This window comes from uncultured Cedecea sp. (assembly GCF_947498825.1).
Lineage (GTDB): Bacteria > Pseudomonadota > Gammaproteobacteria > Enterobacterales > Enterobacteriaceae > JGM124.
Map to the genome: position 1 here is coordinate 30531 of NZ_CANMLV010000017.1, position 21475 is coordinate 52005.

Below are 21475 nucleotides of genomic sequence, written 5' to 3' on the forward strand. Positions count from 1 at the left end.
TGTATGGGGTTATGCCTCCACGTATCCCATATTACCGACCCCTAAGGGCACCCCGGAATATGTGTCGATACGTGTGTGTTATTTACACATATGAGCGTATTGGCCTGCTCTTCAAAAATAAGAAGGCAAGTCCGGCGCGCTTTATACCATAAATTGCCATCAGACTCCAATAGTTGTTGGCGTATTAAGCATTCAATGATTCTCGATTTGGCAGGACGCAGCCCCGCTGATACCATTAGCCTATTGATTACCAGTAAAGAGTCTGCTCCATCCATTGAAACAGATTCTTAATGATTGTCGAAATTTTCGACCACTGTGGACCCGATATGGCTATCTCAATTAAAACTTCTGAAGAAATCGAAAAAATGCGCGTTGCAGGTCGCCTTGCGGCCGATGTGCTTGAAATGATCGCACCTTATGTAAAACCGGGCGTGAGCACCGGTGAGCTGGACAGGCTTTGCAATGACTATATCGTCAACCATCAACATGCAGTTTCAGCCTGCCTTGGCTATCACGGTTTTCCTAAATCAGTATGTATCTCTTTGAATGAAGTGGTTTGTCACGGCATTCCTGATGACGAAAAGACATTGAAAGATGGCGATATCGTCAATATCGATGTCACCGTTATCAAAGACGAATACCACGGCGATACCTCAAAGATGTTTATTGTTGGTAAACCGACTATTCTCGGTGAGCGCCTGTGCCGTGTCACTCAAGAAAGTTTGTATCTGGCGCTGCGTATGGTTAAGCCGGGTATTCGTTTACGCACGCTGGGTGCCGCGATTCAGAAATTTGCAGAAGCAGAAGGCTTTTCTGTGGTGCGTGAATATTGTGGTCACGGTATCGGCCGTGGCTTCCACGAAGAACCACAAGTATTGCATTACGATGCAGATGACGGCGGTGTAGTATTACAGCCCGGCATGACCTTCACCATCGAGCCTATGGTTAATGCCGGAGATTACCGCATTCGTACCATGAAAGATGGCTGGACGGTGAAAACTAAAGACCGCAGCCTGTCAGCGCAATATGAGCATACTATTGTGGTCACAGAAGATGGCTGTGAAATTCTGACATTACGCAGCGATGACACCCTCCCTCGGGTTATCTCGCATAGCGCGTAAGACGCTGAACATTTTCTCTGAGGCCGGCATTATGCCGGCCTTATTTTTGTCCCTTTATTTACTCATTACCTGCCGCAACAGACATTTTGCAAACCGAGGAATAAGAAAAAATGATTTGTCGGTCTGACTGTTCAAGAGCGACAATCCCTTCAGTGAAATTTTCTGAATTTAGGGTGACGGACCATGAGTTTAACTTTACCCGAGCAGTTTACGAATACGACCGAACCTGAAATTATCGGTCAGCCCGACTACCCTAATAGCTGGACTGATGATGAACTTAACTGTGCCCAGATAAAGTTACACTTAGAAGCATTTCAGCAATGGCTGGGTGAGGCTTTTGATAGTGGGATCGTCGCCGAACAGCTGGTCAGTGCCCGCACCGAGTTTATCGATCAGTTACTGCAGCGGTTGTGGATTTCATATGGTTTTGCCGATGTTCCCCATACAGCCCTGGTGGCCGTTGGTGGCTATGGTCGCGGTGAGTTACATCCTCTGTCTGATATCGACATACTGGTGTTAAGTCGTGCTCCTCTTTCTCTCCAACATTCGCAGAAAATTGCTGAATTACTGACCCTGCTGTGGGATGTCAAACTCGAAATAGGCCAAAGCGTACGCACCCTGGAAGAGTGCCTGCTGGAGGGATTATCCGATCTTACCGTTGCCACCAACCTGATTGAATCCCGGCTGGTAATGGGGGATGTGGCGTTGTTCCTTGAATTACAGAAACATATTTTCAGTGAAGGGTTCTGGCCTTCTGCGCTGTTTTTTGATGCCAAAATTAATGAACAAAATGAGCGCCATAAACGCTATCACGGCACCAGCTATAATCTGGAGCCCGATATAAAAAGTAGTCCCGGGGGATTACGCGATATTCATACCCTGCTGTGGGTAGCACGTCGTCATTTTGGTGCCACCTCAATGAGTGAAATGGTCGATTTTGGCTTTATCACTGACGCAGAACGCAATGAGTTAGACGAGTGTAAACACTTGCTCTGGCGTATTCGTTTCGCCCTGCATCTTGAAGTGACCCGCTACGATAACCGTTTGCTGTTTGACCGCCAGCTAAACGTCGCCAGAAGACTGGGCTATTACGGTGAAGGTAATGCCCCGATTGAGCATATGATGAAGGAGTTCTATCGCGTCACCAGGCGAGTCAGTGAACTCAATCAAATGCTGTTACAGCTATTCGATGAAGCGATTCTGGCGCTCGATACCAGTGAAAAGCCCCGCCCGTTAGATAACGATTTCCAGCTACGTGGTTCGCTAATCGACTTGCAGGATGAGACTCTTTTTATCCGTGAACCAGAAGCTATTTTACGGATGTTTTATCTGATGGTGCGTAACAGTGAGATAACCGGAATATATTCGACAACTTTACGCCTCTTGCGTCATGCCCGTCGGCACTTAAAACAACCGCTCTGCTATATTCCTGAAGCCCGTAGGCTATTCTTAGCCATTCTGCGCCATTCAGGTGGCGTCAGTCGTGCATTGCTACCAATGCACCGCCATAGCGTACTCTGGGCTTATATGCCCCAGTGGTCTCATATTGTCGGGCAAATGCAGTTTGATCTGTTTCATGCCTATACCGTCGATGAACACACCATTAGGGTTATGCAAAAACTGGAAAGTTTCGGTGATGAGAGCACCCGTCCTCAGCATCCACTCTGTATTGAAATCTGGCCGCGGCTGGCACAACCCGAATTGATCCTGATGGCTGCTCTGTTTCATGACATCGCAAAAGGCCGCGGGGGAGATCACTCGGTGCTGGGCGCCCAGGATGTACTGGGTTTTGCCGAACTTCATGGTCTGAACTCTCGCGAAACACAGCTGGTTGCCTGGCTGGTACGTCAGCATCTGTTAATGTCGGTCACGGCCCAGCGTCGTGATATTCAGGATCCTGAAGTGATTATGCAGTTTGCCGAAGAAGTAAAAACAGAACACCGACTACGTTATTTGCTGTGTCTGACTATCGCCGATATTTGTGCCACCAATGAAACCCTGTGGAATAGCTGGAAACAGAGTTTGCTGGGCGAGCTTTACTTTGCAACCGAAAAACAGCTACGTCGGGGAGTACAGAAGAGTCCTGATACCCGTGACAGAGTTCGCCATCACCAGCGGCAGGCGTTGGCTTTACTACGAATGGACAATATTGATGAACCAGCCCTGCATGCGATTTGGTCTCGTTGTCGAGCCAACTATTTTCTGCGTCACACTCCGAGTCAAATAGCCTGGCATGCGCGCCATTTGTTAAATCACGATTTAAGCAAGCCACTGATTTTACTCAGCCCACAGGCAACGCGTGGTGGTACGGAGATCTTTATCTGGAGCCCTGACCGACCTTATCTGTTTGCCGCCGTCTGCGCAGAGTTAGACCGTCGGAATCTCAGTGTCCACGACGCGCAAATTTTTACCACCCGTGATGGTATGGCGATGGATACCTTTATTGTTCTGGAACCAGACGGAACCCCCCTGTCCAGCGACAGACATGCGCTGATAAGCCAGAATCTTGAAGAGGCAATTACAGAGGCCTCCTGGAAACCACCACAGCTCCGTCGACAATCAGCAAAATTCCGCCATTTTACGGTTGATACTAAAGTGAATTTTTTACCAACGCATACCGATAAACGGACGTTCTTAGAGCTGATTGCACTCGACCAGCCCAGCCTGCTGGCAAGGATCGGAAAAGTATTTGCCGATCTGGACCTTTCGCTCCATGGGGCCAGAATTACGACAATTGGTGAACGAGTAGAAGATTTATTTATAATTGCGACGGCAGACGGGCGTGCACTTAATAATGTGCTGCAACAGGAAGTGCGTCAACGGTTGACAGCAGCCCTTAATCCAAACGATAAATAACAGTCTTTTATTTTTACCTTTAATCCTTCAGGTTGCAGGTTAGTTTTTAACCTGAAAGATAAAGCGTAACGTCAATCAGGAAACTTGATAATGCAGCAGTTACAGAACGTCATTGAATCCGCTTTCGAGCGCCGCGCCGAGATCACTCCGGCAAACGTAGACACCGTTACCCGTGAAGCGGTAAATCAAGTTATTGCCCTGCTCGATAGCGGTGCATTGCGCGTAGCAGAAAAAGTAGAAGGCCAGTGGGTCACCCACCAGTGGTTGAAAAAAGCCGTTCTGCTTTCTTTCCGCATTAACGACAATAAAGTTATTGAAGGCGCAGAAAGTCGCTATTTTGACAAAGTCCCAATGAAATTTGCTGACTACGATGAAGCTCGCTTTGTAAAAGAAGGCTTCCGTGTGGTTCCACCAGCCGCGGTTCGTCAGGGTGCATTTATCGCCCGTAACACGGTACTGATGCCATCTTATGTCAATATCGGTGCTTATGTTGACGAAGGCACCATGGTTGACACTTGGGCGACGGTGGGTTCTTGTGCGCAGATTGGTAAAAACGTTCACCTGTCCGGCGGTGTTGGCATCGGTGGAGTACTGGAGCCACTGCAAGCTAACCCGACGATTATTGAAGATAACTGCTTTATTGGCGCGCGTTCTGAAGTGGTTGAAGGCGTGATTGTCGAAGAAGGTTCTGTTATCTCAATGGGTGTCTACATTGGACAAAGCACCCGTATTTATGACCGCGAAACGGGCGAAGTTCACTACGGCCGCGTACCAGCAGGTTCGGTTGTTGTTTCTGGTAACCTGCCCTCTAAAGACGGCTCTTATAGCCTGTATTGTGCTGTGATCGTCAAGAAAGTCGATGCAAAAACCCGTGGTAAAGTAGGAATAAACGAATTATTGCGCACCATTGACTAAGTTTTTTACTCAAAAAAGCGGGGAAACCCGCTTTTTTTGTCTAAGAGACTGGCGGAATAATATCTTTCTGTTAATGATCTATCCTGAATTATTCACGCAGCAGTCGGAAGACTATTCTGATGGGCTGATTCATCAGTTCTTCAGGTAAAGCGTAAAGAGTAACAGGTTAATTTTAAAGGAGTTCCGCTTATGTACGATAATTTAAAAAGTCTGGGTATTACTAATCCTGATGAGATCGATCGTTACAGCCTGCGCCAGGAAGCCAACAACGATATTCTGAAGATCTATTTCCATAAGGATAAAGGCGAGTTTTTTGCCAAGAGCGTAAAATTTAAGTATCCACGTCAGCGCAAAACGGTAGTCGCCGATGGTGTCGGTCAGGGATTCAGAGAGGTTCAGGAGATTAGCCCTAACCTGCGTTATGTTATCGATGAGCTCGACAGGATCTGCCTGCGGGATCGCATTGAAGTCGATCTGAAACATAAGATCCTTGACGACCTGCGCCATCTCGAATCCGTAGTAGCAAATAAAATCGCCGAAATAGAAGCGGATCTGGAAAAACTGACCCGTAATAAATAGGTGAGTCTGTCTGGCGCCCCAACAGCGAAGCCCTATTTCCTGTGCAGGGAAGTTAGTGTTGAAAGTATGCGCAGATTAAGACTAAACTATTATTAGAACAGACAGGGTAACTGCACACCTTAAAGTCAGAAGCCGAAGTTCTAATAATGTGCATCTATGAAAATCTTGGAAAACCGCCCTGAGAGGCGGTTTTTTTACATAAAAATCAATGCACTGTAATTATTATCAAAGGATCTCAAGAAAATCCTGTTGGAATGGGATCTTTTTTATAAGGGAATTTAATGGAAAACCATACCTCGCATTCTCAACGCCATTCGGTGTCGTTTCACGGTCGTGCCGGTGAATACTTTTCAATCTGGTTAGTTAATGTATTACTGACTATCGTCACGTTAGGGATATATTCGGCCTGGGCTACCGTACGCCGCCGTCGCTATTTCTATGGCAATACTGAGATTGCCGGCGATCGCTTTGATTATCATGCTCGTCCGATCAATATTCTTATAGGCCGCATCATTATTTTTATTGGCCTGGTACTATTCTTTGTTATCTCTTCGGTTTCCCCGCACCTTACCTTGCTGTTTATGCTCGCTTTCTTCGCACTGATACCCTGGATAATTATTCGCAGTTGGCGCTACAACGCGTTGATGAGCAGTTTTCGTGGCGTGCGTTTTAATTATCACTGCCGTATCGGGCGGGCATACTGGACAATGTATCTGGCACCGATACTGATGGTTATATTACTCATTATGATTGCGGGAACGATCGGAATGACTGGCATGTCCAGCGGTAATATCAGTATCACGCTGGTCACTGGCGTGATTGCTTTCATTCTGTATCTGGTAGGCCTTGCGGTAATACAGGGTGTCACTGCTGCACTGAATCACAATTTGTATATCAATAATATGGCATTTGGCCAGGTATCGTTTAACACAGAACTGAGCAAAAAGACATTTATTAAAATAGTCCTGATCAGTTTGATGATAATGCTGCCGTTCCTGATTGTGGCTTTCCTGCTGATAGGCTCACTTTTTGCCTCAATCATCTATGCTGCGGCAATGGGGGTAAGCGATCCTGGCATGATGGCTAATATGATAGCCGGACACATGCTGAGTATTCTCCTGGCCTTCCTGATCATTCTTTTCGGAGGGTTAGTTTCTTCCACTTATTTGGTCGTTGCTCAACGTAATTATGTTTTTGGCCAGACCCGACTGGGTGAAAAATTGCGTCTGAAGTCAACGTTGTCAACAGGCGCTTTCCTGGCTCTGACGCTGACCAATACGCTAATCGTTATTTTTACCCTTGGATTCGGCGCCCCTGTTGCTGAGATCCGTCTGGCTCGTTATCTGGCTAACAATACTGAGCTAGAAGGCGATATTTCACTGGATGAGGTTATCGCCCACCATGACTCTGCTCGCTCAGCGATAGCGGAAGAAGCAGTTTCTGCATTCGATCTTAACCCGGGAATCTGATGTTGCAGCTTAGCGGCTATTATCAATCTCCCGGACGGGCAGCTCGTGAGGCTGCCCGCCTCACTTTGCATGAGCGGTATCTGGTGCTGGAGTGTAACGGGCAACGACAGATTGCATCACTGGATTCAATACAGGTCTCCGACGCGCTGGGTACCATCCCGCTCACGCTAACTTTTTCCGACGGCGGCCGCTTTGTACCGAAAGATGATTCAGCGTTTCGTCAATGGCAACAACAGCGCCATCGCCCAAGCTTTATCCACCGTCTTGAGCGACACTGGCGGGGAGTCGGATTAACCCTTCTGGCAACAATTGCTTCCATCGCCGTCTATATCTTGTGGGTTTTGCCAGCGCTCAGCACCACGATAGCTTCAAATATACCCGCGTCTATCGAGCAGAAAGTGGGGCAGCAAACGCTGACGCTGTTACAGAGCAGCGGTTTCAGCGAAACCAAATTAACACAGACGCAGCAGCAGCGGATGGAACGCCTTTTTAGCCGTATTATTCCTGATGAGATTAGGCGGGACGCAGTACCGTTACAGCTGAAGATCATGCATTTAGATGGTGGAGTAAACGCCTTTATGCTGGCAAACGGGACACTCATAATGAGTGATGACCTGATTCAGCTGGCAAAAAGCGACGATGCACTGGCGGCGGTGATGTTGCATGAAATCGGCCATCATTATTATCGCCATCCGATGCGAATGCTCGTACATTCATCCCTGATCTCTCTGAGCTATATGTGGTTAACCGGGGACGTCAGCGGTATTGGTGACACATTGCTACAATCGGCAGCATTTGTGAATCAGATGCAGTTTTCACGCAGTATGGAGCGGGAAGCTGATGAATACGCCATTGCACAAATGAAAGAACAAGGGCTTTCTCTGGCAGCTATGGGTGAAATTTATGCCCAGCTTCAGCAATCAGGCGAAAAAGATAGCCAAGGGATAAGCTTACCTGAATGGATAAGTTCACATCCTGATATGTCAGAGCGTATTAAAACTATTCTGGCCGCGGAACAAGGTAAGTAGACGGTCTTATCGTATATAGCTTTCGGGTGTCTGTAGGTAGGGCTATTTTACTTCCAGACAGACCATCATGATTGTCTTTCCGGACTCAATAATAGTTTTACTGATTTTGTTGCAGAAGCAGATCAGGCGCTACAAGAGGTGAGTTTTGTCGCAGATGTATTAAGAAAGGCGGCGAGATTAGTGGGGACTAATCTTCGATAGTCCCCGCTAGTTCTCATCAGATTACTGCATCAACAAATACAGTGAGCTGTCACCACGCTGGATATTCAGCGCCATGACGGACGGTTTTTCTTCCATAATTTTGCGCAGCTCAGCGATGTTATTAACTGCCTGCTGGTTAATACCCACGATGATATCACCTTTCTTCAGACCAATACGGGCTGCAGGAGAGCCTGGTTTAACTTCGGTCACCTGGATACCTTTCTGATCTTTGCCGCTACGGTTACTCATTTCAGCCCCTTCAATACCGGTAAAGATACTGGCGGAGTCGACCTGAGTCTGGCTGCTCTGTTGCAGCTCCAGATTGACAGTGACAGGTTTACCCTCACGCAACAGGCCAAGGGTAATTTTGCTACCCACAGGCATAGAACCGACTTGCGCACGCAGGGCTGCGAAGCTGCTGATAGCTTTACCGTTGATAGTGGTAATCACATCCCCTGCTTTAATACCGGCTTTAGCCGCAGAAGAGTTTGGCATTACCTGGCTAACAAATGCACCACGCTGAGCATCGACTTTCATCGCTTTTGCCAGTTCAGAGTTCAGCTCAGTACCCATAATACCCAGTTCACCGCGACGAACCTGGCCAAATTCAACAATCTGCGACGTCAGATTTTTCACCATATTACTTGGGATAGCAAAACCGATACCAATGTTTCCACCGTCTGGTGCCAGAATTGCGGTGTTAATACCAATCAATTCACCATTCAGGTTGACCAGTGCACCACCGGAGTTACCGCGGTTAATCGCCGCATCGGTCTGGATAAAGTTTTCGTAGTTTTCAACGTTCAAGCCACTACGACCCAGCGCTGACACAATACCGGAAGTCACGGTTTCACCCAGACCATAAGGGTTACCGATAGCCACGGTATAATCACCGACACGCAGGCCGTCGGAATCTGCCAGTTTAATAGCCGTCAGATTTTTAGGGTCTTGAATCTGTAACAGGGCAATGTCTGAACGAGGATCTTTACCGACCACTTTGGCATCGAAACGACGGCCATCACTTAATTGTGTTTTAATGGTAGTGGCGTTATCAACCACGTGGTTATTGGTCACCACATAGCCTTTAGCAGCATCAATAATCACGCCCGATCCTAATGCTGAGAATTTCCGCTGTGGGCTAGCTTCGCCACCTGGCTGTCCGCCCTGACAGAAAGGTGAACTCTGGAACGGAGAACCTTCCTGGCAGAATGGGGAATTATCGCCAAAGAACTGCTGGAAGTTACGTGAAGAACGTTGTGCACTAGCAGGTGCATTTCCTTCAACAGTAATACTGACTACAGAAGGCATGACGGTTTCCAGCATCGGTGCAAGACTCGGCAGCGGCTGTCCGGCGCTAACAGAAGAAGATGCACTCTCCGCAGCCATAGCAGACATTGGGCTCAGCGCTAAACCCAGACTCATTGCCAGTACACTCATTGCTAATGTAGTTTTTTTCATGGATTCACTCTCAAATTTTTAGCCAATTATTGTTGCTGTTTACATCACTCTAAGAGTCATGTTTGCTAACGAAGTTCAGTTGTTAACTGACTGGAAAAAGTAAAAATTTATTGTCCATCTTTACAAAAGTAGCAAGCTATTTATTCAACAGCCATTAATCTGCGATATTCGTCCCACGCATATAAATCCGTCATTCCACTGATATAATCTTGTATTAGCCGCGATCGATAATAATATTCCCAAATGGGGTGATCTGCAGCAGAGGGATTTAATTCTGCGACAGCATCAATGTAAGCAACTTTATGTTTTATAGATAGTTTATGAAAAAGTCGGGTCTCTATTGGGTGTTTCGATAACCGTTCGTCATGGATAAGTTGTGTAAACTGCCCTTCTGAAAGATCAAGTAAGGGACTGTAAATATCCAGTAAGCCTTTGATGACTCGATAGCCCTGAAGTTCAAGCTGTTCGACTTCTGGATGATTGAAAACATGGTGAACGGCGACCTGTTTATACATTTCCAGTAATTGTGAAAATGAACTGTCATCTTCGAGCAGAGCCTGATTAAATTCTCCAGTATAGATTTCTGGTAAATGATTGATAAAGCGTTGAGCCGCGTAAGGCACCAACTGATTCAAGGTGTTCACACGCAGATACATAAAGAACTGATCGACAGCACTATCAGGGATAGCATAGCTACGAGACTTTTCCCAGGCCCCCTGGACAACCTTTTCAAACAAATCCCCAGCCTGATGGTGCTGCCAGGCACTGTGCAAATGCTGATAGAGTTGCTCAACACTAAAAATACGCTTCTCAACCGCATCTTCAAGGTCGGCAACACAGTAAGAAATATCGTCTGCCGCTTCCATAATCCAGGTCAGCGGAAAGCGGTTGTACTGATCCATATCCAGAGCAGCGCGTAGTTGCTTTATATACTGCTCTTCTGAAAGATAAAATCCTGTTTTTTTCATCAGGTAACTGCGATTTGCAGGGATGGGATCGGAAAACCATGCCGGACGGGTATATTTCAAAATACAGCCAACCTGGGCCCAAGTAAGATTCAGGCGCAGTAAACTGTGTACCATTCTTATCCCCTGGGCATTACCTTCAAAATGGCACAAATCCTGACGTACTTTACAGCGCAGCTCATTTAATTCGGCCTCTCCCTCCTGCAACCGCAGCACTGGCACCTTGCAGCTATCGTTGTGATTGGCGATCTCCGGACTATCAGGCGGAATCAGGCGCTGACAAAACCAGTCTTTAATCGCTGACTCGCCAAAATGCCCAAAGGGTGGGTTACCGATATCGTGCATCAGGCAAGCCATCTCAACAATACTTTCAAACGGCCCGGTAAGCTCATCCAGGCCATACAGTTTAAGCTGATCTTGCTGTTTAAAACGACCCAGGATCTCTTTGGCGATATAGCGCCCCACTTGCTGTACTTCAAGAGAATGCGTCAGTCGAGTCCGTACTGCGGCATTGCGTTCAAGGGGAAAGACTTGCGTTTTCTGCTGCAAACGACGGATCGCCGGTGAGTTCACGATCCTCCCTCGATCACTTTCAAATAAACGCGCAATATCATGTTCGCTTTGCGGTTCTTCAGGGGAGCGAAAACAGCGACGCCAGTTTATTTTTTTCCGAAAATCGATCTCGCTCATGCTCGCTCCGGTCAACGTTAAGAAGATAGGGAGTACTGTTCGGTCAATCGTTTATACCAGCACTCAGCAGAAAACTTATAAAATAAATTAAAATCAATACCTTGAATTCCATTCAGCGGCCAAAGAGTCAGCCGTATCATATTTTTCGCGCGTTATCAGCAATCTGTGGCCAGATGCCATGATAGACTATTCACCAAGTTGACGTCATTTTCTATCATATTATCGGGTATCTCTATGAAAGTAGGCATTATTGGGGCAATGGAAGAAGAAGTTACGCTGCTGCGTGGCAAAATCGAAAATCGTCACACGCTGAACCTGGCCGGGTGTGAAATTTACACCGGTACTTTGGGTGGCGTTGACGTTGCCCTCCTGAAATCCGGTATCGGTAAAGTTTCTGCCGCTATGGGAGCCACCTTACTGCTTGAGCACTGTAAACCTGACGTGATTATCAATACAGGTTCAGCGGGTGGTCTGGCACCGACACTGAAAGTTGGCGATATCGTTGTCTCTGATGAAGTGCGTTACCACGATGCCGACGTAACTGCATTTGGTTATGAAATTGGTCAGATGGCAGGTTGTCCGGCAGGCTTTGCCGCCAGTAGTGAACTGATTGAAGCCGCTGAATCTTGTATTCGCGCGCTCGATTTACATGCGGTACGCGGGCTGATTGTCAGTGGCGATGCCTTTATTAATGGCTCAGAGATACTGGCAAAAATCCGTCATAATTTCCCACAGGCAATAGCGGTAGAAATGGAAGCTACGGCTATCGGTCATGTCTGCCATAACTTCGGTGTTCCTTTTGTGGTGGTTCGGGCTATTTCTGATGTCGCAGACCAAGAGTCACATCTGAGTTTTGACGAGTTTCTTGCTCTGGCAGCCAAACAATCGACCCTTATGGTAGAAAAACTGGTGCAGAATATCGCGCATGGTAAATAGTTTTTTCGGGCGCCTGACAGGTGCCCTGTTTATCCTCGGTTTTCCACTATCCCTGGTGGCCGCCCCAAGGATAATTTCTCTCTCGCCCGCGAATACTGAACTGGCGTTTGCCGCAGGTATCACGCCGATTGCCGTCAGTACTTATTCCGATTATCCTCCTGAAGCAAAAGATATCGAGCAAGTCGCAAACTGGCAAGGGATGAGTTTTGAACGTATTGTCGCGCTAAAGCCCGATGTCATACTGGCATGGCGCGGCGGAAATCCTGAACGTCAGGTCAATCAGTTAGCAGCCTTGGGTAGTAAAATTATCTGGCTGGATCCTCAGAGTGTGAGCGAAGTTGAGGAGACCCTCCGCCAGCTCGCCCCCCTCAGCCCTACTCCAGAAAAAGCCTATCAGGCAGCCGATACGTTAGCCCGTCAGTTTGCTGAATTAAAAGAAAAATATAAAAACAGAACGCCTAAAAAAGTATTTCTCGAATTCAGTGAGCAACCACTTTTTACCGTCAATAAACATTCGATACAAAATGAAATAGTCGAAGTGTGCGGTGGGCAAAATATCTTCGCTAACAGCCGTATTCCCTGGCCGCAGGTCAGTCGTGAGCAGGTATTAGTTCGTAAACCCCAGGCCATTATTATCGCCGGTGACAATAGCAAAGCGCAGATGGTAGAAAAAAGCTGGAAAGAGCAATTATCTGTTCCGATTATTGCCGTTGATGATGATGAATTTACCCGTAACGGGCCGAGAATTATTCTGGCAGCAAAACAGCTGTGCGAGGCGTTGGACAAGCTCTGACAACTCAAAATCACTGAAGACATTATTCGGGTTCTTCCAGGCATAAAGCTTAGACAGATAATGGGGATATATCCAAAACAGTTCGAGTTCCCTGTCGGCGCCCAGCTCAGCCCATCGACAGACACGTGATTCGGCGGACTGGGGGCAGGCAGCTTGAAGAATGACGGGTATTTGCCATTGATATGTATTCAAAATAATTCGAGTTGCTTGTAGGCGCGAAGTGAGGCGCGTCGATGAGCATAGATAGACTCTGTGATTCGGCGCGCCTCAGGCACGTAGCACCCAGGCAACTTGAAGTATGACGGGGATAACAGACAAATAACCCCGACTGTATTTAGCTTATAATCGTCTCATCAAGAAGCTGTAACCATTTTTTATTCTCTATCGATGCTGTTTTATCACCTTTTGGTAGAACAAATCCCGACAGACTGTTTGAACTACCCGGCGAAGTCACCACGGGTTTTACCGGCTGCACTTCTGGCCATTTTTTTGCGCCCTGAGTTCCATTGCTACCTGTCGACGGAGTACTTGCTTCATTGCTCCCTTTGTTGGCTCCCTTTGGTGGAACAAATCCCGACAAACTGTTTGAACCACCCGGTGAGGTCACCACGGGTTTTGCCGGCTTCACTTCTGGCCATTTCTTTGCGCCCTGAGTTCCATTGCTACCTGTCGACGGAATACTTGCTTCATTGCTCCCTTTGTTGCCTCCCTTTGGTGGCACAAATCCCGGCAGACTGCTTGAACCACCCGGTGAGGTCACCACGGGTTTTGCCGGCTGCACTTCTGGCCATTTTTTTGCGCCCTGAGTTCCATTGCTACCTGTCGACGGAGCGCCGGCTCCATTACTCCCCTGACTATTGCCTCTTGGTGGCACAAATCCAGGCAGACTGCTTGAACCACCCGGTGAGGTCACCACAGGTTTTGTCGGCTTCACTTCTGGCCATTTCGTTACAGGTTTCTCCTGTGCTGGCTGTTTTTCCTGAGTTGGCTTTTTCTCTGGCGTCGGCTGTTTTTCCGGCGTCGGTTTTTTCTCTGGCGTCGGCTGTTTTTCCGGCGTCGGTTTTTTCTCCGGCGTCGGCTGTTTTTCCGGCGTCGGTTTTTTCTCCGGGGTCGGCTGTTTTTCCGGCGTCGGTTTTTTCTCCGGCGTCGGCTGTTTTTCCGGCGTCGGTTTTTTCTCCGGCGTCGGCTGTTTTTCCGGCGTCGGTTTTTTCTCCGGGGTTGGCTGTTTTTCCGGCGTCGGTTTTTTCTCTGGCGTCGGCTGTTTTTCCGAGGCCGAACCTGATGTTTTTTTATCCGAACCTATTTTTCCGAGAGTAAATGAAATATCATTTCCGGCAACGACAACATCTTTTTTGACTTCGCTCAGATTATCTTTATCTGTATTTAAATCCCCATTTACATTTTGGCTAACAGTATTACCAACGGAAATTGTCGCTTTCTGATCTTCTTGATAATCAATTTTGTCACTTGTATTAACGTAACCATTGACCGTCGGACTACCTTTCAATGTTAAGCCACCACCTCCTCCGGCAGAAAGCCCCTCCTGATTCACAGTGTCCTTCAAAGAGTTCGCATTGATATCACCAGCAACGTCAACCGTACCCTCCCCTGATTGAGAGATAACATGTCCCCCGGTAATATTAAGGTCATTACCCGTTTTAATATTTAACTCGCCAGTCGTATTGATACCAGACTGCTCTGTTGTTGTTTTAGACTCATAATTCTCATAACCTTGTCCATAGCTACCAGAGAATGTAGGAATAACACCTGAGGAGGAAACAGCCGCACCAACCGATGCTCCCCACTGCTCATTATTATCACCTCGATTAACCGTATCCTGAACACTGGTAATATTTAAATCACCGCCCACATCAATATTCGCAGAATCGCTCTTAATATTGGCACCAGTGAGAGACATATCACCGCCGGTTTTGATATTCACATTATCACCAGTAATCTGACTATTTGTATGTGAAGTACCAGATCCAACCGAAGATTGCTGCGAGCCACTGTAATCAACAGAAACCCCAGCGCCCGCCCCCGTCATACCCGCAGAAGCACCAAGGCTAACCCCTGCTGAATGTGATTGGGATGATGACGATTCGGTATATTCATTCTTAGCGGAATTAACGGATAAATCACCACCAATATCCATATCAATATTATTACCTTGAATATCAACACCATTCAGCTCAGCGTTGTTCTTGGTATTGATTTCGATATTATTACCTTTAATAGTACTAATATTTTCACTTGATGCCGTAGACTGAGTCGTTTCAGAAGTATGATCCCAACCAACACTTACCGAGCCTCCTGCTGCGTCACCAAAATACATATTAGAACCGGCACCTGCGAGCTCAAGACCATTTAATAATCCATCCGTTTGTTTATCACTACTCGTTTGCTCTATTTTATTAGCAGCTTTATCAACGCCATCAGCCCAATCGGAATGTGCTTCGCCCTTAATACCAATAAATGTTTCTTCATGGGTAACGGTTTTACTGGTAACGTCCTCATATTTAGTTGATTTGAGTTCATCAGCATCAATCTTAATCGTGTCGCCCGAAAGATCAGCGCCTCCGATATCAACAGTTTTATCAGCTTGAATAGTAAGATCATTACCAAAATTCAGCGAGGCATTATTATTTTTAACACTGTTCTCAGTCGTTGTTGTTGTCTCAGTCTTAACCCCTACTTTAAAACCGCCGGTTTCTGTTGTCGGGGCCACACCAGGGCGAACGCTACCCGCATTAGAGACTTCAGACTCTTTGTTATCATGGGTACCTTTTTGGGAAACCGTTTCTTTATCACCCGCGCTGTATGATTCACTGTTAACTGATTGACCAAAACCGTTAGCACTGCCTGATATTACAAAACCAGATGATGATTCAACCACTTCTGAATGCGTATAATCTTGAGTCGCTTGAATATCAACGTCTCCACCGGCAGTAATAGAGCCGGACGCACCGCTATACTCTCCACCTTTCATCACAACATCATTAGATGAGTTAATATTTAAACTGCCCCCCGCTTTGACTGAAGACTCAACGCTTGTCGCTGATGACGTTGTTGTTTCTTTACCATTAGTGGTAAACAAACCGGAGGTCGAATACTCGCTATCATAAGTAGAATCTGTTTCATATATATTATTAAAAATCACATCCCCATCTTTAGCAGTAATGGAAATATCTTTATCTGATTCAATATCTACAGCATTAACAGTGACATTATTACCACTGATATCAATATTACCGCCAGCCGATACACCATCATCATAACGATGGACAACCTTCTTACCTGTATCATCGTAACCCGTACTGGCCGTTAATGACACATCCCCTTCTTTTGCATCCAGTTTTATATCATTACCCGCATTCAATGCAGCGCCGGAATTATGAATATCCCCTTTTTCAGAAACAAGAGATAAATCCCCCCCAGACTGAATACCGCCATTTTGACCTGTAGATGAGTTCACAATATTCGATTCGGCTTGTATATCAATGTTTCCACCGCTTTTAATCGTTCCATTAACATTATTAACTTCAGTAGCATTGATATCGATATTACCTCCAGCAGAAACAGAGGCGGAAGCATTGTTGGACTCATTATTTATTTGTTCGATGGTCGATGGCGCTAAATAAATCCGAGGAACAAGCACTTGAACACCGTCAACTTCCTCAGTCACAAACCAAATAATATCTTTATCCAGATTTTGTACTTGTTCCTCTGTTAAAGGCTGCCCGACAACAAAATCTTCAGATCCGTTGACATCTCCCGCATTTTCCATTAACTGCTTTGTTAAATCAGCACCTTCAAGTCCATCGCGCGTTAAGAAAAATGTTCCAACGGAATCATCAATTTCACGACGAATAACCTCACTAATGAAATAGTTATCACCCAAAACAATAACAGGGTCATTGGGTTCATAACCCACTTGTTGGAAGAAGTAATCTGAACCATAAAACGCATCCTGATCAATAAATTCAGGACGTGTTTCATAAAGTACATAAATATTATCCTTAGGATCTGGGTTCGGTTGCAAATTACCTGCACCACCTAAAACATTATGATTAGGTGCAAATAATCCCGGCATATTAATCATATCTTCATAAGTGCCAGAAGTTGTAATACCTGATGGACTTTCCAGCCATGCAAGATCATTTTTACTGTTTGTCACTTCATAAGAGGAATTATTACTTTGAATTTCTTTATCATCTACTTTTTCAGTAACAACATGCTCATTATCTTTTTTATCCAGAGCTAATTCTTTATCCAGACCATTATTAAAACTACCGTCTTTATGAGTTAAATTACCACCCGCAGCGATAGAGCTATTTTGCTCAGAAACAGCATAAAACTTAAGATTATGGAATTTTTTCTCACCCGTATCGGAATCAATTTTATTTAACTCTGCCCAATCCTTCTGTAAATCCTGTTTACCTTTAGCTTTCCATGTGTTACCAAACAATTGAGTCATGTGCGTATCAAGAACATTAACCTGACCATTACTGACGTCAACATTTTTAGTAACTTTTAAATATCCTTCATCAGTCTTTGGATCTAAAATAAAATCAATGAAATCATATAATGTATCAAACTCCATTTTCCTGTGGCCGCCACTGGCCCCAAAGCCATTTTTCCAATGGTATTCAAGTGTGAGCGGTGGATTAAGTTTCTTATTTAAAATATGTTCATAACCGATATCAATGCTAATCGCTTTATTCGTTAAATCACCACGAATAAACATATCACCACCAGATTGAATCTGCCCCCCATGATTCAATACTTGCTGGCCTCCTTGATATTTATTTTCTTTATTAATGTTAACATCATTTTTTGCGGAAATGCTCGCCTTATCTTTTATTTCAATATGGCCAATAGGTAACGGAATAGCACCAGAGAGTTTGAAATAATCACTCGCGGTGAAACCACTTCCTTTTTGAGTATGCTGACTCTCGATGATCTGAGAGTTTGTATAATCCCAGCCTGAATTTCCCTCATCAATAGTTGTAATATTCTCTAAGTTTTTCGCTTCAATATTAATGTCATTTTCTGAACGAATCTGACCACCAACATTCTTAATATTATAAGCAGTGATATTAATATCATTCATGGCCATAACATTCGCTTTTTCTCTATTAGAGAATGTACCATTATCAGTTATAACGTTAATATTCTTACTGGAGAAAATCAAAGCACCGGATGAGTTAGTAATATCACCATCAGACTGCAATAGAATATTATTACCACTCAAAATACCCTTATTATTAGTTATGCTTCCCGTGGCAATCAGTTGAATAGCAGCCGGTGACTCTAAAACCTCATCAATCGTAATTGAGCGCTCGCTTTCTAATGTCAACAAACCATCTTTCTTATTTCTAACTTCAAAACTACCAGAACTGGCGTTGTAAACATAATCGTTGCTAATTTTAAAATAGATTTCATTAGTCGCTACAATTGTACCACCATTATTATCAATGCTTTTATATACATTAATATCCACTTTGTTATTTGAGTCTATTTTAGAATTATCATTAGAAATACTATCTGCTTTTATATAAATATTTTCATCAGACTCGATTCTACCGTCATTATTATTAATTAATTTATCAGAAGCTGTTAAATTAATATTTCCCGCAGCATACAAAACCGAGTTATCATTTTTTATTACATTTGCGTAGATCTCTAAATTTCCATCCGCAAGTACTAAAGAGCGATCATATGTAGACACATTATCAAATCGATTAACATTAAGATAAATATTACCTTCTGCATCGATGAAAGAGTCTTCATTTTTCAGATATATAACATCATCAGCCTTGATGTTATTTGAGGCTCTGATACTCCCTCCCAACTCATTCAAGATCTCATTTACTTTCTTAAAGAATATATTATCACCAGCGAATATAACACCGCCTTGATTTAATAACTCACTAATATTATTGAAGAATATATTGCTCTTTGAAGATACCTCTCCCTTATTATTAAGTTTTTTAATTTCATCAAAAACCATGTCATCATTTGATGAAATCAAGCTTCCCGTATCATTCTCTAAGGAATTGATATTTTTGAAAGAAACTTTGCCGTTTTCTGATTTAATTTGTGTTTTAGAATGATTTTTTACTTCATTAACATCTTTAATCGTTAAATCACCATCAGAATAAATACCACTCGCTTTCTTATTATCTCCTGTATTATTCAAACTATTAACATTATCAATACTTAAATTACCGGATGAGATAATAAAACCATTGTTATTAGTAACATCATTTACATTAGAGATAACGAGATTATTGTTGGAATGAATACTTCCCGAATTTATTAACACATCGGAGTTAGTCACTGATAACTTATCTTTTGATATAATTTTAGCATCGTTAGAATTATCAATAGATTGAATGTTGTTAAAATCAACATTCCCTCCTTGAATAACTGCATGCTCACCATCATTTTTTAATTTCTTGGTGTCTTTTATTTTCAGATCTTTATCAGCTAAAATAGAACCTTTATTGTTGACAGATTCCAACCCCTCCAGCTGTACACTTCCACCTTGCAATAAACCATTATTATTAATTTGAGTCTGCCCGTTTCCAGATAATAAGAATTCATTTCCAGCAATCACTTCACCATCGTTATTCAGTGAGTTTACAGAAGATAAAACAACCTTATCCTTTGCAGCAATTGTTTTTTTATTATCAATGAATTGGGAGTCAATAGAAATATCATTTTCAGATAGTAATTCACCACGGTTAGTTAACCGACCGCTATCTTGATTAATATGGATATGATTACCTTGTATTAGCCCGGAGTTATCGACATCTCCTTTTGCTTTAATTGTCACCCCACCATTCTTGGATGCTATTACCCCATCATTTTTTACAGTATCAGTATCTAAACTCAGACTATTTCCCGTAACAGAGCCTGAATTGATGAAACTGGATAAATTGATATTTATATTTTTCTGAGAGTCAACAACCCCAGTATTATTTAACTCATTAGATGTTATATGAATATCACCAACTGCTGAAATAGCACCATCATTACTGAAAAGCTCTTTGATATCAAAGACAATACTATTTTCTTTTGAAATCAAAACTCCATTTTCATTATTGAGTGTACCGGAATTAATTTTAACATTGCCAGAGTTAGCCATCACAGTTGCAGATGAAGCTACAACAGCATCACTGATGATATTTCCATTACGGTCATAGACAATATAATTACCATCATGCAGAACAATTTTGGCGTCTGGAATAACTTCTCCACGACTGTTTGTTGCATACAAAGATCCTTTTATATTGTAGTCACCTTTAATATTGATGATTATAGAATCTACTTGTGCTGAATTTTTAGACTCATTAACAAAAATCCCTGCTGCTTGCTGTAAAAAAGAATCAGCAAATATAGCAACAGTTCCATTTTCTGATATTAGGTCAGAAGATAACAAAAGATGATTGTTGGCTTCAATGTTTATATCTTTTTTTGCTAAAACTGCAGCCACTCCATTCTTATTTCCACCAAGGCTAATATTATCTCCTTTTAATGAAACTGAATCATTTTTAGACTGTAATGATGTCAATGTAAGATCACCGTTAGCTGAAATATCTAAAGATGATTGAGATACAATACTGCCAAGATGATGTACACCAACACCGCTATCAGTACTGATTAACTCGACTCGATTACCATAAATTGAACCTAACTCACTTCCACTGATAGAAACAAGAGGGCGAGAATCATCTAAGCCATCGCTCGTCTGATATTGGCGAGTTGAAGTATTATATTTATTTGCTCCTGCTAATAATTTAACATCAGCAGACCCTGCAATCTGGCCATCCAGTTGAATAGCTCGGCTGACTATATCAAAATGAGATAATCCATCAGTCGAAATACCATTGCCAGATATTTGTACCTGGCCCTTTGTCACATTAAGTAAAAATTGTCCATTTTCTTGTTCAATACGCCCAGTACTCAATGTAAGATTATTGGCGTTCAGGGTTTTAACACCATTGACCTGAATGCCATTTTCATTAGCAATGATCAGGTCAGCACTTTTACCAAATACTTCCATCGTACCATTTAGCTGAGTTCCTTTGACTCCACCGACTTCATTAATAATAACATCAGCTTCATTATTCAGGTTGTTATTTTTAATAACATGGCCGCCAATCTGACTTACACCATCATCTTTACTGTTATTAAAAATAACGCCATTTTGGTCAACATTAAATTCTTGATATTTATTATGGGAAACACCATTCGCATTTGGATCAACAATATTAATCGTTGTTGTGCCATTAGCAGATTGATTTATATTAAGATTTCCAGAATTGTTATCTGGTATAATAGCCGAAAGCGCATCAAAAGGTAGTATTGATGAGGCAATCGCTAAATAAACAGGCGAAAATTTAAAAATCTTCTTCCCTGAATAATATGCTCGATTATTTGAATGAGAGCTTTTCAC

Annotated in this window: 11 protein-coding genes; 8 read left to right on the forward strand and 3 right to left on the reverse strand. The window is 43.7% G+C overall.

Features of this window, described 5'->3' with window-relative positions:
• Positions 1-326: 326 nt before the first annotated feature.
• From map to Q1A40_RS16470, 6 genes are all read left to right on the forward strand, one after another.
• On the forward strand, positions 327-1121 hold the full coding sequence (gene map, locus Q1A40_RS16445; protein WP_300002082.1) for a type I methionyl aminopeptidase: 795 nt from the start codon (positions 327-329) through the stop codon (positions 1119-1121).
• A 183-nt stretch (positions 1122-1304) separates the two neighbouring features.
• The gene (gene glnD, locus Q1A40_RS16450) at positions 1305-3977 is read left to right on the forward strand and encodes a bifunctional uridylyltransferase/uridylyl-removing protein GlnD (RefSeq protein WP_300002084.1); all 2673 of its coding nucleotides are present in this window, start codon (positions 1305-1307) and stop codon (positions 3975-3977) included.
• 90 nt (positions 3978-4067) lie between these two features.
• Positions 4068-4892, forward strand: a complete 825-nt coding sequence (dapD, locus tag Q1A40_RS16455; RefSeq protein ID WP_300002087.1) for a 2,3,4,5-tetrahydropyridine-2,6-dicarboxylate N-succinyltransferase — start codon at positions 4068-4070, stop codon at positions 4890-4892.
• Between the two features lie 189 nt (positions 4893-5081).
• Complete coding sequence (locus tag Q1A40_RS16460) at positions 5082-5471, forward strand: DUF3461 family protein (protein ID WP_300002089.1); 390 nt, start codon at positions 5082-5084, stop codon at positions 5469-5471.
• 281 nt (positions 5472-5752) lie between these two features.
• The gene (locus Q1A40_RS16465; RefSeq protein WP_300002091.1) at positions 5753-6940 is read left to right on the forward strand and encodes a DUF898 family protein; all 1188 of its coding nucleotides are present in this window, start codon (positions 5753-5755) and stop codon (positions 6938-6940) included.
• Between the two features lie 2 nt (positions 6941-6942).
• Positions 6943-7968, forward strand: coding sequence for a M48 family metallopeptidase (locus tag Q1A40_RS16470; protein ID WP_300002223.1), 1026 nt, complete (start codon positions 6943-6945; stop codon positions 7966-7968).
• A 222-nt stretch (positions 7969-8190) separates the two neighbouring features.
• Here Q1A40_RS16470 and degP read toward each other — a convergent pair whose 3' ends face one another.
• The gene (degP, locus tag Q1A40_RS16475) at positions 8191-9627 is read right to left on the reverse strand and encodes a serine endoprotease DegP (RefSeq protein ID WP_300002094.1); all 1437 of its coding nucleotides are present in this window, start codon (positions 9625-9627) and stop codon (positions 8191-8193) included.
• A gap of 140 nt (positions 9628-9767) precedes the next feature.
• A complete protein-coding gene (gene dgt / locus Q1A40_RS16480) occupies positions 9768-11282 on the reverse strand; it encodes a dGTPase (protein ID WP_300002096.1) in 1515 nt (504 codons plus the stop codon).
• Between the two features lie 234 nt (positions 11283-11516).
• Here dgt and mtnN point away from each other — a divergent pair, with 234 nt between their 5' ends.
• Together mtnN and btuF are read left to right on the forward strand one after the other, a co-directional pair.
• Entirely contained in the window at positions 11517-12218 is a 702-nt protein-coding gene (gene mtnN, locus Q1A40_RS16485) for a 5'-methylthioadenosine/S-adenosylhomocysteine nucleosidase (protein ID WP_300002098.1), read from the forward strand.
• Positions 12208-13011: a vitamin B12 ABC transporter substrate-binding protein BtuF gene (gene btuF / locus Q1A40_RS16490; RefSeq protein WP_300002100.1), complete on the forward strand. Its 804-nt coding sequence runs from the start codon at positions 12208-12210 to the stop codon at positions 13009-13011. The genes mtnN and btuF overlap by 11 nt, the downstream gene beginning before the upstream one ends.
• Positions 13012-13345: 334 nt before the next feature.
• On the opposite strand, the gene Q1A40_RS16495 is transcribed toward btuF, so the two are convergent.
• Positions 13346-21475 (reverse strand): hemagglutinin repeat-containing protein, encoded by an 8130-nt coding sequence (locus Q1A40_RS16495; RefSeq protein WP_300002101.1) that lies wholly within the window; start codon positions 21473-21475, stop codon positions 13346-13348.